Raw genomic sequence first — 14,672 nt, forward strand, 5'->3', positions numbered from 1 at the left:
ATTTTATGGAAGACGAAGGGGCGGCTCGTAGTAATCGCGCCATAACTCCGCTTTCGCCGGAGAACGGAAGGCCGAAGCGTGAACAGTCGCGGACCGGATGTCGAGCTCCAGAAACGGATGCCGGAACGCGGCCGCCTTCGTCACTACCGGGACCGCGGAGCGGGTCCGCATTTGCTTTAACAGCTCTTGCCCTTGCGCGGAAAAGCCGAGCACGCGCAAGTAAGGAACGCCTTGGCCGAGCAGCTCGGGGGACAGTTCTTCCTTGCGGTGATGGAGCAAAATGCGGGTCATCGTCCGCTGCAGCTTGGTACGGGTATACCGTTTCGTCTTGAGGTTGTTCATTAACTGCCCGAACGGGTCTCCCAGGTCGGGCTGCACGTCTGCTACAGCACGCCCGATCCGGTGCTCGATCCCTTCCGTCACTTCCCCGATGCCGGTCAGCTCCGCGGGAGCGGTTACGGCAAGCCTGGCGAACAAGACGCGGTAAAAGCAATCCCAGCTTACCGGAGCGCGTCCCGCCTCCAGCTCGCGCTTCAGGATCGTCCACGTGTAATCCGGCACAAACGGGCGAAGCGCTTCGGCGCGGCCTTCATCCGCGAGCAGCTTGCGGAGAGCCGTGGCGCTGGCGATCTGCTCGTCCGTAATGTCCGTCTGATGATAGCCGGCTTTTTGTCTGCTGATCGTATACGGCGTCATCGTTCCTCCGAGCCGCTCGAGCGCGAGCAAATAATGCAGTCCGAGCGTATTGTTCGGCTGGGCGAGCCAGTCGAGCCCGGATGGATCGCCCAAGCAGCCGGCCGCTGCGGCCGCATAAGCGTGAGGGTAGCTGATCCCGTTTTTCAAATGAGACCTCAGCGCTTCCTGGAAGCGTCCTTCCCCGCCATCCGGCGCATGCCGGTCGGCGCTGTGCAACCGTTTGGCGGCTGTACGCAGCAAGCCGATGTCCCCGCTTTCGCTGCCAAAGCAGAAGGAATCGACCACTCCCGCAGCTTCGAGAGCCGAGACGGCGCCGAATGCGAACCATTCGGCAGGCTGCGTAGAATAGGCAACGGGCAGTTCGATGACGACGTCCGCTCCCATCCGGAGCGCCATTTCCGTACGCGCCCATTTGCTGACGAGCGCCGGTTCGCCTCTTTGCAGGAAGCTGCCGCTCATCACGGCAACGACGGCGTCCGCGCCTGATACGATTTTGCTTTGTTGGAAATGATAAACGTGACCGTTATGCAGCGGGTTGTATTCGACGATAATACCGACCGTTTTCAAAGGAATGCTCCTTTTCCGTTCTACGGATGCGTTCTTGGATATTTCTACTATAGCACGGCCGCAAAACGTTGACAAAATAGGAATGGAATCGATATAATAGTCTATGTTTGTTTGGAGTGATTAACATGAAAATGAACATCCGGGATCTGGTTTCCAAATCGGGACAGGTCCGGTTCACCGAAGACTTGGACATCGGTGGTCTGTTTCAAGGTCAAGGCGATGTGCTTCGGGTCGACCCGCTTCACGTAGATGTGGTAGCGAAGGCCGATTCCGGCATCGTGGATGTGAGCGGGACGTTGACCCTTCCAGTCGAATTCGCTTGCTCGCGCTGCTTGAGCCATTACGGCCAGCGGCTGACGATCCCGTTCCGGGAACGATTTACGCGCGACAAGGAACATCTGGAAGAGGGGGATGACGAGGAAAACGAACTGTTCGTGATGGAGGAAGACGTCGTTGATCTGACTCCGTTCGTCGAAGAGGGCGTTCATCTCGGATTGCCTTACATTCCGCTGTGCATGCCCGAGTGCAAAGGCTTGAATCCGGAAACAGGGGCAAATCTGAATATCGATCCCGCGGCCGTACCGGAACCGCGCATCGATCCGCGGTTGGCCGTGTTACAGCAATTGTTCGACAATGGGAACGAGAAATAAGACTCTGTGAAGGAGGTGGGAATATGGCAGTTCCATTTCGTAAAACATCGAAAAGCACCCGTGACAAGCGCCGTACTCACTTTAAATTGTCCGTACCAGGTATGGTAAAATGCGACAATTGCGGCGAACTTAAGCTCGCTCACCGCGTATGCAAAGTTTGCGGTACTTACAAAGGTAGAGAGATCGTCAAGCAATAACAATTACAGGCAGGACGCAAAAGGTACTTCATTTCGATGAGGTGCTTTTTTCTTTTCCGAGGGAGAAGAAACGGGAGCCGGCCGACCCGGATGACGTTCGAGGGGCCCGCTTTGCAGGATTGGGCCTTTCTTTTTGGACGGGAATTTTATATACTAACGTTTAGTACCTGGTAACAATCGATTCGTCGATTCATATAATGAACTGCAAGTGTACGAAGAATTGAAAGTAGGTGCGCGATATCGAACGAATGCCGAAGCGCCAAAGACAGCAGCTGCTGGCAAAAGAACTCGAGCAAAACCCGTTCGTCACCGACGAGGAGCTGACGCGGACGTTTAAGGTCAGCATTCAGACGATACGTCTGGACAGGCTGGAGCTCGGCATTCCGGAGCTTCGGGAACGTCTGAAGCTGATGGCCGAGAGAACGTACGATCAGGTCCGGTCGCTTCCTCTGCATGAGGTAATTGGGGACGTAATCGATCTGCAGCTCGACAAAAGCGGGATCTCGATGTTCGAGATCCGGGAGGAGCACGTATTTTCCCGGACGAAAATCGCCAGAGGCCATCATATTTTCGCTCAGGCCAACTCGCTTGCGATCGCGGTCATTAATAACGAGATGGCGCTGACCGCTGCAGCAGACATCCGGTTTATCCGGTCCGTCAAGCTGGGGGAGAAATGCATAGCGAAGGCGTATGTGAAGTCGATCTCCGGCCAGAAGGGGAAGGCCAAGGTCGAAGTTTTTACATACGTCGGTGAGGAAACGGTATTCCAGGGCAATTTTTTAATCTATCGATTCGCTAATGAAATGAGCGAAAGAGAGGAACAGCTGCATGCGAATCGCGATTGATGCCATGGGCGGCGACAATGCGCCGCGAACGACGGTGGAAGGAGCGCTGCTTGCGGCGCGGGAGTGGAGCGACGTTCAAATCATCCTAGTCGGGGACGAAGCGCAGATCGCCGCTTTTATGCCGACAGGTTCCGTGCCGGCCAACGTGACCGTGCACCACGCCTCCGATGTCATTGCGGCCGATGACGAGCCGGTGCGTGCCGTCAGGCGCAAAAAAGACGCCTCGATGGTCGTAGCCGGGCGATTGATCCGCGAAGGCGCTGCCGACGCCATGATTTCGGCGGGCAATACGGGAGCGCTGATGACGACGGGGCTGCTGATCGTCGGGCGCATTGACGGCATCGAACGGCCGGCGTTGGCGCCGATGCTGCCAACGATGGACGATTCCGGCGTCCTGGCACTGGATCTCGGTGCCTATATGGACGCTTCACCGCATAATTTGCTGCAATACGCCGTAATGGGCAGCATATACAGAAACAAGGTGCACGGCCTTCAGAAGCCGCGCGTCGGTCTGTTGAACGTTGGAACGGAAGCGATGAAAGGCAATGAGCTGACCAAGCAGGCCTATCCGTTACTCGAACAGGCTCCGATTCATTTTATCGGCAACGTGGAAGCGCGCGACGTGCTGCAGGGCGCCTGCGACGTGCTCGTTTGCGACGGGTTTGTCGGCAATATTTTGCTGAAATCGATGGAAGGCACCGCAGGGACGATTTTCTCCGTACTGAAAACGGAGTTTACCCGTTCGTTTTTCAGCAAACTGGCGGCGGCGGTTCTGAAGCCCGGCTTGGTCGCATTTAAGAAAAAAATGGATTACAACGAGCATGGAGCGGCTCCGCTCCTAGGAATTGAAGGGCTCGTGCTGAAAAGTCACGGCTCCTCGGATGCAAATGCGATAAAAAATGCGGTTCGGCAAGCGCGTATCGCCCTTGCGAGTCGCCTGGTTGAGGCGATTTCAACGGAAACCGGCAGGAAGCGAGATGGAAAAGAATGAATGGGATACCGGTAGGCATTTTGGGGACGGGCATGTACGTGCCGGAGCGTGTGCTTACGAACAAAGAATTGGAACAAATGGTGGAGACGAACGACGAATGGATCGTCAGCCGTACCGGCATCAGCGAGCGGCGGATTGCGGCGAAGGAGCAGGCTTCCTCCGATTTGGCGTACGAAGCGGCTCTCGAGGCGCTCGGCAATGCGGGGTTGTCCGCCGAAGAGCTTGATCTGATCATCGTCGCTACGGTAACGCCGGATATGTCGTTTCCTTCGACGGCGTGCGTGCTGCAAAGCCGGCTTGGCGCGAAAAACGCGGCGGCGTTCGATTTGTCCGCAGCTTGCTCCGGGTTTATTTACGGATTGGCCAACGCTTCCGGACTGATCTCCAGCGGCATGTACAAAAACGCGCTGGTGATCGGAGCCGAATGTTTGTCGCGGATTACCGACTATACGGACCGCAACACCTGCATTTTGTTCGGAGACGGCGCCGGAGCGGTCGTGATCGGCCAAGTTCCGGAAGGGCGCGGTTTCCAATCGTTCGTCCTCGGGGCGGACGGCTCGGGCGGCGAGCTGCTGAAGGCGCGCGCGGGGGGCTCCCGGGACCCGATCACTCGGGAAGTGCTGGATGAGAAACGCCAGTTTATCTATATGGCCGGCAAGGAAGTTTTCAAATTTGCGGTCAAAATTATGGGAAGTGCGGCCGAGGAGGCACTGGTCAAGGCGGGAATCGACAAATCCGAGATCGATCTGCTGATCCCGCACCAGGCCAACATCCGGATCATCCAGTCGGCTCTGGAAAGACTCGAGCTGCCGGAAGAGAAGTGTGTCGTTAATATTAACCGGTACGGCAACGTGTCCGCGGCATCGATCCCGATCGCACTCGCCGAGGCGGCCCGGGAAAACCGGATTAACCCGGGCGACAAGCTGCTGTTTGTCGGCTTCGGAGGCGGCTTGACCTGGGGCGCTTCCGTGCTGGTCTGGTAAGAGGAAGAACTTAAGAGCGTCGAAAGGAACGGATACGGCCCATGAAACGAATCGCATTCGTATTTCCCGGCCAGGGGGCGCAAGCCGTCGGTATGGGAAAAGATTTTTACGACAGCCACGAAGGCGCAAAGCGCGTCTTTGACCAGGCGGATGAGTCGCTTGGCTTTAAGCTGTCCGAACTTATTTTTAACGGTCCGGAAGACGAACTGAAAAGGACGTACAACACGCAGCCGGCGCTGCTTACGACCAGCATCGCGATTCTGGAGGCGGTGCGCGAACTCGGCGTGGAGCCTGATTTCGTAGCCGGGCACAGCTTGGGCGAATACAGCGCGCTGGTCGCCGCCGGAGTGATGAGTTTCGAGGATGCGGTACGGACCGTGCGCGCCCGGGGACAATATATGGAGCGGGCGGTTCCGAGCGGCCAAGGCGGTATGGCGGCGGTGCTCGGAGCGGAGCGGGAGAAGCTTGCGGAATTATGCCGCGCAGTGAGCGGCGAGACCGGAGTGGTCGAGATGGCGAACGTCAACTGCCCGGGGCAGATCGTCGTATCCGGCAGCGCCGAAGGCGTCGCAGCCGTCGTAGCGCGAGGCAAAGAGGCCGGAGCGAAACGGGTTATCCCGCTTGAAGTCAGCGGTCCGTTCCATTCTTCGCTGATGCAGCCCGCAGCCGACGAGTTGGCGAAAACGCTGGAAGCCGTGCCGATGCAGGATGCGCGCATCCCGGTTGTCGCCAACGTGACGGCAGACTCGGTGCTTCAAGCCGGCGATATCCGCCGACTGCTTGTCGATCAGGTCGTCTCGCCCGTTCTGTGGGAAGACAGCATAACGTGGATGATCGCGCAAGGCGTCGATACGTTCGTCGAGATCGGATCCGGTACTGTACTGGCCGGTCTGATTAAAAAGGTGGATAAGCAAGTCCAGGTCGTCTCCGTAGGCAGCCGGGAAGGGCTGGAGAAGCTCGCCACCGAACTGCAGGCGGCACGTTCTTCATCTTGAAAGGAGGAATCGCGATGTTGGAAGGAAAAGCGGCGCTTGTAACGGGAGCTTCCCGCGGCATTGGCCGGGCGATCGCCCTCAGTCTTGCGGAAGCGGGGGCCGACGTAGCGGTAAACTACTCGGGGAGCGAACAAGCCGCCGAAGAAGTGGTGCGCCATATCGAAAGCTTGGGACGCCGCGCGTTCAAAGTGAAGGCGGACGTTGCGTCCTCGGCTCAAGTCGAAGAGATGGTCAAGCAGGTGCTCGATCAATTCGGCAAGCTGGATATTTTGGTCAACAATGCCGGAATTACGCGTGACAATCTGATCATGCGAATGAAAGAGGAAGAGTTTGACCAAGTTATGAATACGAATTTGAAAGGCGTTTTCAACTGCATCAAAGCGGTAACGCGTCCGATGATGAAGCAGCGTTCGGGTAAAATCATTAATATTTCCTCCGTCGTAGGCGTGCTCGGTAACGCGGGACAGGCGAATTACGTTGCGGCGAAAGCCGGCGTAATCGGACTCACCAAGTCGGCCGCCCGGGAGCTGGCTTCCCGGAACATCGCCGTGAATGCGGTCGCTCCCGGATTTATCGAGACGGATATGACCGACAAGCTGACGACGGAGCAGCGGGAGCAGATGCTGCAGCAGATTCCGGCCGCAAGGCTCGGAAAGCCCGAGGATATCGCCCGTGTCGTTCGTTTCCTAGCTTCGGACGATGCCGCATACATGACCGGCCAGACGATTCATGTCGACGGTGGCATGTATATGTAAGGAGAGGCGTCGAAAACGCCCGTTCCGTGTCCGAAGCTGCAAGGTTATCGGACAGGTATGGCATTTTGTTTTCTTTTCTCGTATAATACCATGGAGGAGGTGAACCGGATGTCCGACATTTTTGACCGCGTGAAGCGCATAGTGGTCGATCGCCTAGGGGTTGAAGAATCTGAAGTCACCCTCGAAGCATCTTTCAAAGACGATTTAGGTGCAGATTCCCTCGACGTAGTCGAATTGGTTATGGAGTTGGAAGACGAGTTCGATTTGGAAATTTCCGACGAAGATGCCGAGAAGATTACAAGCGTAGGAGAAGTAGTAGAATACATAAAGTCTCATACCTAAACAAGCGTTGTAAGTCCCGTTTTCGTCTGAGGAACGGGACTTACTCGTCATTACAGCGCCAACAATTTCTCCGGCGGCGCCGGAGACTCCGAATACAGCAGCAACCTATTAACCGTCCATTTGTCGAAGAGGTGAGAACTCATGAAACGGAGAGTCGTCATTACCGGGATGGGCGTCATGTCATCACTGGGACACGATCTGGATACATTTTGGAATAACCTGATGGCCGGCAAGTCCGGTGTTTCGGTCATTCAGGCGTTTGATACGAGTGAATATACGACTCACATCGCTGCGGAAATCGCTGATTTTAATCCGGAAGAGTATATGGATAAAAAAGAAGCCCGCCGCATGGACCGGTTCGTGCAATTTGCCGTAGCCGCCAGTCAGTTTGCTATGAAAGATGCGAATTTGGATATTCAGAAGGACACCGATCCGGAACGCTGCGGCGTATACGTAGGGTCCGGCATTGGCGGTCTCGGAACTTGGGAGGAGCAGCATAAAATATTGCTGGACAAAGGCCCGAAGCGGGTAAGCCCGTTTTTCATCCCGATGATGATCGCCAATATGGCTTCCGGACAAATCTCGATGCTGTTCGGTGCCAAGGGGCCTAACAGCACGGCGGTAACGGCTTGCGCAACCGGGACGCATTCGATCGGCGATTCGTACAAGCTGATTCAGCGCGACGAAGCGGACGTCATGATATGCGGCGGAGCCGAAGCGACGATCCGTCCTACCGGCATGGCCGGATTTTGCGCGCTGCGCGCCATGTCGACCCGCAACGACGAGCCGGAGAAGGCGAGTCGTCCGTTCGATACCGACCGCGACGGTTTCGTTATGGGCGAGGGCGCCGGCATCCTCATTCTGGAGGAGCTGGAGCATGCGCAGAAACGCGGGGCCCGCATCTACGCCGAAGTGATCGGCTACGGGATGAGCGGAGATGCTCACCATATGACCGATCCGGACCCGGAAGGCGCCGCAAGATGCATGTCGCGCGCGATTCGCGACGCGGGACTGGAGCCTAGCGCGATCGACTATATTAACGCGCACGGTACTTCAACGCCGGTCGGAGACAAGTCGGAGACGACTGCAATCAAGAAAGCGCTCGGCGACCATGCTTATCAGGTAGCCGTCAGCTCAACCAAGTCAATGACCGGACACCTGCTCGGCGCAGCCGGGGGCGTAGAAGCGGTTATTACCGGCCTTACGCTGCATAACGGCAAAATCGCCCCAACCATCAATTTGGACAACCAGGACCCCGAGTGCGATCTCGATTACGTGCCGAACGTTGCAAGAGATGCGGACGTCCGCATCGCGATGTCCAACTCGTTCGGTTTCGGGGGACATAACGCGACGATTATTTTGAAGAAGTTCGAGGAGTAACATCTCCAAGTGACGACACTCACTCCCGGATAACGGCGCCTGACGGACGCAACATTCTAATTACCGGTTCCGGACACGAGGGGCGGTGAATTCCGTTGAGATCATTAAAAAGGCTGCAAGCCGATTTAGGAATCGAATTTCGCGAACCGAAGCTGTTGAAACAGGCGTTTACCCATTCGTCTTATGTAAACGAGCAGCGTTCGGCCGATATACGGGATAACGAACGTCTGGAGTTTTTGGGGGACGCCGTGCTGCAGTTGACGGTATCCGAATATTTGTACAACACCTATCCGGACCGGCCTGAGGGCGAACTGACCCGGCACCGGGCGGCGATCGTGTGCGAACCGTCGCTGGTCCAGTTTGCCGAAAGGCTCGATTTCGGCTCCTGCGTCTTCCTCGGAAAAGGGGAAGAGCTGACCGGCGGAAGGTCGCGTCCGGCGCTGCTTGCGGACGTATTCGAGTCTTTCGTCGGAGCGTTGTACCTGGATCAGGGACTCGGCGCGGTGCGTGCATTTTTGCAAACGCATCTGTTCCCGTACTTGTCTCAGGATACGATGGTGCTGTCGGGAGACTACAAGACGAAGCTGCAGGAATATACGCAGCAGCGCGGAATGGGGACGGTGGAATACCGGATCGTGGAAGAGCGGGGTCCCGCTCACGACCGGGAATTCGTCTCCGAGGTGTGGATGGAGGATCAGAAGCTGGGCTCCGGCCTTGGGCGTTCCAAGAAGGATGCCGAGCAGCGGGCCGCCTCTCAGGCGCTCGCCAAACTTACCTCCGCGCCCAAAGCGTAGCCCGCAACGGATGCGGCGGCACTATGCGGGAACAAGCGGCGAAAGCCGCTTTTTTTTCACGAATGGAACTTATACATGGACGGGCTCTCCACCAAGTATCCGATAAACGCAACGAAGCTAAAGCCCCACGTTGTGGGGTTGTTTTTCTTCGGTCCGGCGGGATTTCGCTTCGAAAGAAGCAAAGTGGTTGTGCTTATTCCGCATGATGGAGCGATAAGAGTTGTTCGAAACCGCTATTCGGGAAGCCGATATAGGCCGGAGCCGGAGTAAGCTTGCCTTGTGCGGCTGCCGGAACGCCGCGGCTCGGCTGGAAATACGAAAGCGTCGTCGAAATAACGGTACCGAATGACCCTTATCCGGATCGCAGGGGGAGAGGTGTCCTCAGCGGGACAGTCGGCTCGAACCTCCGCGCCCTGACCAACCTTGACAGAGCCGAAAGCGGGCGATTTTCGCGTTAAGGCATATATGCTACAATGAAAGGTAGGCTGCAGGTCCGCAGCGGCGGCATTGGAGAGTGGAGTGGAACGGCAAAGTCCGTTGAAGCGGCTGAAGGGCAAGGAAGAGATCGGGTTTGATGAATGGAATAGGCTTTAGCTTGCGGTTTCGTTGAATACACCGTGTCGACCTCATCAGATTTAAGGCATAAACCGTACATAAGAGCCGTGACCATTTTTTTGAATAGTTTGAGGTGAAGCTATGTTTTTGAAACGTTTGGAGCTGGCCGGGTTCAAGTCGTTCGCCGACAAGACGGAGCTGGAGTTCGTCCAGGGCATTACTGCCGTAGTAGGGCCAAACGGCAGCGGCAAGAGCAATATATCCGACTCGATTCGCTGGGTGCTCGGGGAACAAAGCGCGCGCTCGCTTCGGGGCGGCAAGATGGAAGATATCATTTTCGCCGGAAGCGACGCCCGCAAGGCGGTTAACTACGGCGAAGTTTCGCTGACGCTCGATAACTCCGACGAATCGCTTTCGCTCGGCTTTAACGAAGTCACCGTGACGCGGCGCATCCACCGCAGCGGGGACAGCGAATATTTTATCAATAAGCAGGCGTGCCGGCTGAAAGATATAACCGAGCTGTTCATGGATACGGGAATCGGCAAAGAAGCGTATTCGATTATCGGACAAGGTCGGATTGAAGAAATTTTAAGCACGAAGTCGGAAGACCGGCGGGGTATTTTCGAAGAAGCTTCCGGTATCGTCAAATATAAATCCCGTAAAAAAGAAGCGGAGAAAAAGCTGGCCGACACAGAGCAAAACTTACTGCGCATCCACGATCTCGTATCCGAGCTGGAAGATCAGATCGAGCCTCTGCGCGATCAGTCGGAGAAGGCGATCCGCTATAAGCAGTTGAAAGAGCGGCTGAAAACGAGCGAAATCTCAATGTATGTCCATCAGATCGAACAGATTCACCAGTTCTGGTCGGAAGCCAGCAAGAAGCAAAATGTGCTGCGCAAAGAAGAACTGGAACTGTCCACGATCGTCAGCAAGCATGACGCGCTGCTGGAGAAGGAACGGATGGAAGCGCGACGGCTGGAGGAGGAGATCGACCGGCTGCACGAGACGGTGCTGCGCCTGAGCGAGGAATTCGAGAAATGCGAAGGACAGGGGGAAGTATATAAGGAACGCGACAAAAACTTGCGCAGCAACCGCAGTCAGCTGGAGCAGACGATCGAGGCGCAGGAGAAGCGGATCGGCGACAAGAGGACGGAGGCTGCCGCGTACCGGGACAAATATACGGCGCTTCAACTGGAAGTAGACGAGCTGAGATCCAAGCTGACGGAGGAAGAAGAGCGGCTGCTTGGCGTCGCCGGCGGGGTTAGCAGCGCTGAGGAAGAAGACCTCAAGGGGGAGCTGCTGGAGGCGCTCGGACGGACTGCCCAAGCGCGTAACGAAATCCGCTATGCGGAGCAAAATCTGGAATCGCTCGCTCGGCGGATCGACCGGCTGGAGGAGGAACATGCCAAATGGTCCGGTCAGCATGAGCAGATCGTCCGCAAGCGCGGGGAACTGCAGGAGGCGGCCGGGAAGCTGGCCCGGGAGCTGCAGGCGGGCCGCGACCGGTTCGTCGAGCTCGGGCAGGAGCTTAAGGCGAAGCAGGAACTGCTCGGCGAGGCGCAAGAGACGGTCCGCAGATGGGAGCAGAAGCTGGAGGCGCAAGTTTCCCGGCGGGACACGATGCGCGAGATGCAGAACGATTACGACGGCTTCGCCCATGGGGTCAAAGAGGTGCTCAAGGCGAAAAGCCGCTCGGACGGGCTCAGAGGGATACATGGCGCGGTAGCGGAGCTCGTGCACGTGCCGGCCGAAGTGGAGACCGCAATCGAGACGGCGCTGGGCGGCGCCCTGCAAAATATCGTCGTCGAAAACGAGGCGTCCGGACGGGAAGCGATCGCCTTTCTAAAGCGCAGACAATCGGGCCGGGCTACGTTTCTGCCGCTGGACGTCATACGCGGAAGATCGATTCCGGAGCATGAGAAGTCGAATGTGACCGGGATGGACGGTTTTGTCGGGATTGCTGTGCAATTGGTGCGTTTTGACGCCAAATACGACAATATTATGTCCAGCCTGCTCGGCAACGTCATCGTGGCGGAGAAGCTGGAGGAAGCGAACCGGATTGCAGCCCGCTGCCAATACCGGTACCGGGTCGTCACGCTGGAAGGCGACGTCGTTAATCCGGGCGGCTCGATGACGGGCGGAAGCCTGCAGAAGAAGTCGTCCAGCCTGCTTGGTCGTCAGCGCCAGATTGAGGAGATGGACAAGGAAATCCGCACCGCCGAAGGGCAGCTGGCCGAGCTTCGCAAAAAGCTCGAGCAGCTGCGGCGCGAGCTGTCGGAAGGAAACCGGACGCTGGACGAGCTTCGCCAGCTCGGGGAGCGGCAGCGGCTCGAGGAGCAGCAGCTTCGCGCTCAGCTGAGCCAGCTGGACAGCGAAGGGAAAAATGCGGCCGAGCATACGGTGCTGTACTCGCAAGACCATGCGGCGCTAACGGCTGAGCGCAGTGAGTACGAGCAGAAGAAGCAGGCGGCGACGCTGTCGCTGGAGGCGCTGCGGCAGGAAGAGGCGGATTTGCAGCAGGCGATTCGCGATGCCGAGCTGAAGCGGAAGGCGAAGGAGTCGGCGAAGGAAGAGCTGCAGGTGCAGCTCACCTCGCTGAAGGTGAAAACCGCTTCCGTCAGCCAGGAGAAGCAGTCGCTCGAAGATCAGCTGCGCCGGTTCGAGGACGACTTGACGGCGACGCAGCGCGAATGGAGCGGGAGCAAAAAGCTGCTGCAGCAAATCATTCAGGATTTGGACGCCAACGATGCCGAGACGGTCAAGCAGATCGAGCAGCTCAATCATTTGCGGCTTAAAAAGCAGGAAGCGGCCGAGCAGATGGATTACAAGCGGGCGGAGCGGGCGAAATGGGTGCAAAAGCTGGAGGAAGGCGAAAGCTTGACGAAGGAACAGCGCACCCAGCTGAAGCAGGTGGAGGAACAGCTTCGCCAGACGGAAGTGCGTGTGGCCCGCCTCGACGTCGAGCTTGATAACCTGCTCAAAAAACTGGCCGAAGAATACGAGCTGAGCTATGAGCTGGCCAAGGAGCGGTATCCGGTACCGGAAGACGTCGCTGCGGCACAAAGCGAAGTGAAGGATCTGAAACGGCAAATTTCCGCGCTGGGCGACGTCAATTTAGGCGCGATCGACGAATACCAGCGGGTCAATGAGCGCTTTCAGTTTCTCTCCGCCCAGAAAGACGATCTGGTGGAAGCGAAAACGGCGCTGTATCTTGTCATTCGCGAGATGGACGAAGAGATGTCCAAACGGTTTAAGACGACGTTCGACGCGATCCGCTCGCAGTTCGTCGGCGTATTCGTCAAGCTGTTCGGCGGCGGCCGCGCCGATCTGATCTTGTCTGAGCCGGAACGGATGCTTGATACGGGCATCGAAATCGTCGCTCAGCCTCCCGGCAAAAAGCTGCAAAACTTGCAGTTGCTAAGCGGCGGAGAACGCGCTCTGACGGCGATGGCGCTGCTGTTTGCGATCCTGCACGTGAAGCCGGTGCCGTTTTGCGTGCTGGACGAGGTAGAGGCGGCGCTCGACGAAGCGAACGTCAGCCGGTTTGCCGAATATTTGCGTGAATTTGCCGGACAAACCCAATTTATCGTCGTTACTCACCGCAAAGGCACGATGGAGACGGCGGATGTGCTGTACGGCGTCACGATGGAAGAGGGGGGCGTATCGAAGCTTGTATCGGTGCGGCTCGACGACGAAGACGTAATGACCGCTTAGGGCGGAGCAGTTGGACGATATTGATAAGGGACGGTTGGGAAACGATGAGTTTTTTTAAGAAGCTGCGCGACAGCATCGCCTCGAAGGCGGAGACGGTTACGAACAAGTTCAAGGAAGGGCTGAGCAAAACCCGCTCCGCTTTCGTCGAAAAGGTGGAGGAACTCGTTCTCCGGCGGAAAAAAATCGACGAGGAGTTTTACGAGGAGCTTGAGGAAATCTTGATCTCGGCCGACGTCGGCGTCAACACGGTAATGGAGCTGATCGAGGAGCTTCGTGCCGAAGTGCGCAAGCGTAAGCTGGAAAATCCGGCGGATTTGCAGCCGGTATTGTCGGAGAAGCTCGTCGGTATGATGCAGGGGGCCGAAGACAGCAGCTTGAACATGGCGGCAAGCGGAATGACCGTTATTTTGTTCGTAGGCGTCAATGGCGTCGGCAAAACGACGACGATCGGCAAACTGGCCCACCGCTTCAAGTCGGAAGGGAAAAAAGTGCTGCTTGCGGCTGGAGACACGTTCCGGGCGGCGGCGATCGACCAGTTGGAAGTATGGGGCCAGCGTGCCGGCGTCGATGTCATCAAGCATTCAGAAGGCTCCGATCCGGCAGCGGTAATGTTCGACGCGATCCAGGCGGCGAAGACGCGGGGCGTCGACGTCTTGCTATGCGACACGGCGGGCCGTCTGCAGAACAAATCGAACCTGATGGACGAGCTGAACAAAATATACCGGGTGATCCGCCGGGAAATCCCGGACGCGCCGCACGAGACTTTACTCGTCATCGATGCGACGACAGGACAAAATGCGTTGTCGCAAGCGAAAATGTTCGGCGAGAAAACGGGCGTCACCGGTCTCGTGCTCTCCAAGCTGGACGGAACGGCCAAGGGCGGGATCGTCATCGCGATCCGTCACGAGCTGAACATTCCGGTCAAGCTGGTCGGGCTCGGCGAGAAGATCGATGATCTGGAGCAATTCGATTCCGAGCAGTTCGTTCACGCGTTATTTGCCGGTTTAATCCAGAAAGAAACGGCTAACGAGGCGTAGTCGATTTAACAACGAAACAGGTATTGCTCCTTAAGGTCCCTTGCCTGGACGGGAAAAGACGGTCGTCTTATCCTTCCGGCAGGGCCTTTTGTCGTTTTCGGCAGCACCTCGGCGGATAGTCACGACAAAGGACAAAACCGTTGTAACGGATCTATCCATTGACTGCAGCGG

General features: G+C 57.0%; 13 protein-coding genes. 12 read left to right on the forward strand and 1 reads right to left on the reverse strand.

The annotated features are described in order from the left end of the window. Positions 1-3 precede the first annotated feature (3 nt). Entirely contained in the window at positions 4-1,263 is a 1,260-nt protein-coding gene (locus tag IDH45_RS12010; RefSeq protein ID WP_190927836.1) for a nucleotidyltransferase, read from the reverse strand. 125 nt (positions 1,264-1,388) lie between these two features. Between IDH45_RS12010 and IDH45_RS12015 the strand changes: the two genes are divergently transcribed. The 12 genes from IDH45_RS12015 to ftsY all read left to right on the forward strand — a co-directional run bounded on the left by IDH45_RS12015 (position 1,389) and on the right by ftsY (position 14,501). Further along, positions 1,389-1,913: a YceD family protein gene (locus tag IDH45_RS12015; protein ID WP_190927838.1), complete on the forward strand. Its 525-nt coding sequence runs from the start codon at positions 1,389-1,391 to the stop codon at positions 1,911-1,913. A 23-nt stretch (positions 1,914-1,936) separates the two neighbouring features. Then, positions 1,937-2,110 (forward strand): 50S ribosomal protein L32, encoded by a 174-nt coding sequence (gene rpmF / locus IDH45_RS12020; protein WP_190927840.1) that lies wholly within the window; start codon positions 1,937-1,939, stop codon positions 2,108-2,110. 248 nt (positions 2,111-2,358) lie between these two features. Next, on the forward strand, positions 2,359-2,955 hold the full coding sequence (gene fapR, locus IDH45_RS12025) for a transcription factor FapR (RefSeq protein WP_190928017.1): 597 nt from the start codon (positions 2,359-2,361) through the stop codon (positions 2,953-2,955). Next, positions 2,939-3,946: a phosphate acyltransferase PlsX gene (gene plsX, locus IDH45_RS12030; protein WP_190927842.1), complete on the forward strand. Its 1,008-nt coding sequence runs from the start codon at positions 2,939-2,941 to the stop codon at positions 3,944-3,946. Before fapR ends, plsX begins: the two co-directional genes overlap by 17 nt. Next, positions 3,943-4,929, forward strand: a complete 987-nt coding sequence (locus tag IDH45_RS12035) for a beta-ketoacyl-ACP synthase III (RefSeq protein WP_223836580.1) — start codon at positions 3,943-3,945, stop codon at positions 4,927-4,929. The genes plsX and IDH45_RS12035 overlap by 4 nt, the downstream gene beginning before the upstream one ends. 41 nt (positions 4,930-4,970) lie before the next feature. Continuing rightward, on the forward strand, positions 4,971-5,924 hold the full coding sequence (gene fabD / locus IDH45_RS12040) for an ACP S-malonyltransferase (RefSeq protein ID WP_190927844.1): 954 nt from the start codon (positions 4,971-4,973) through the stop codon (positions 5,922-5,924). A 14-nt stretch (positions 5,925-5,938) separates the two neighbouring features. Continuing rightward, complete coding sequence (gene fabG, locus IDH45_RS12045; RefSeq protein ID WP_190927845.1) at positions 5,939-6,679, forward strand: 3-oxoacyl-[acyl-carrier-protein] reductase; 741 nt, start codon at positions 5,939-5,941, stop codon at positions 6,677-6,679. Positions 6,680-6,787: 108 nt separating this feature from the next. Further along, positions 6,788-7,021: an acyl carrier protein gene (gene acpP, locus IDH45_RS12050; protein WP_138877913.1), complete on the forward strand. Its 234-nt coding sequence runs from the start codon at positions 6,788-6,790 to the stop codon at positions 7,019-7,021. A 141-nt stretch (positions 7,022-7,162) separates the two neighbouring features. Next, the gene (fabF, locus tag IDH45_RS12055) at positions 7,163-8,401 is read left to right on the forward strand and encodes a beta-ketoacyl-ACP synthase II (RefSeq protein ID WP_190927847.1); all 1,239 of its coding nucleotides are present in this window, start codon (positions 7,163-7,165) and stop codon (positions 8,399-8,401) included. A 95-nt stretch (positions 8,402-8,496) separates the two neighbouring features. After that, a complete protein-coding gene (gene rnc / locus IDH45_RS12060) occupies positions 8,497-9,195 on the forward strand; it encodes a ribonuclease III (RefSeq protein WP_223836581.1) in 699 nt (232 codons plus the stop codon). Positions 9,196-9,891: 696 nt separating this feature from the next. Continuing rightward, positions 9,892-13,464, forward strand: coding sequence for a chromosome segregation protein SMC (gene smc / locus IDH45_RS12065; protein WP_190927849.1), 3,573 nt, complete (start codon positions 9,892-9,894; stop codon positions 13,462-13,464). A 44-nt stretch (positions 13,465-13,508) separates the two neighbouring features. Then, positions 13,509-14,501, forward strand: a complete 993-nt coding sequence (gene ftsY / locus IDH45_RS12070) for a signal recognition particle-docking protein FtsY (RefSeq protein ID WP_190927851.1) — start codon at positions 13,509-13,511, stop codon at positions 14,499-14,501. Positions 14,502-14,672 lie beyond the last annotated feature (171 nt).

It is taken from the genome of Paenibacillus oceani (assembly GCF_014705615.1).
Taxonomy (GTDB): Bacteria; Bacillota; Bacilli; order Paenibacillales; family NBRC-103111; genus Paenibacillus_AB; species Paenibacillus_AB oceani.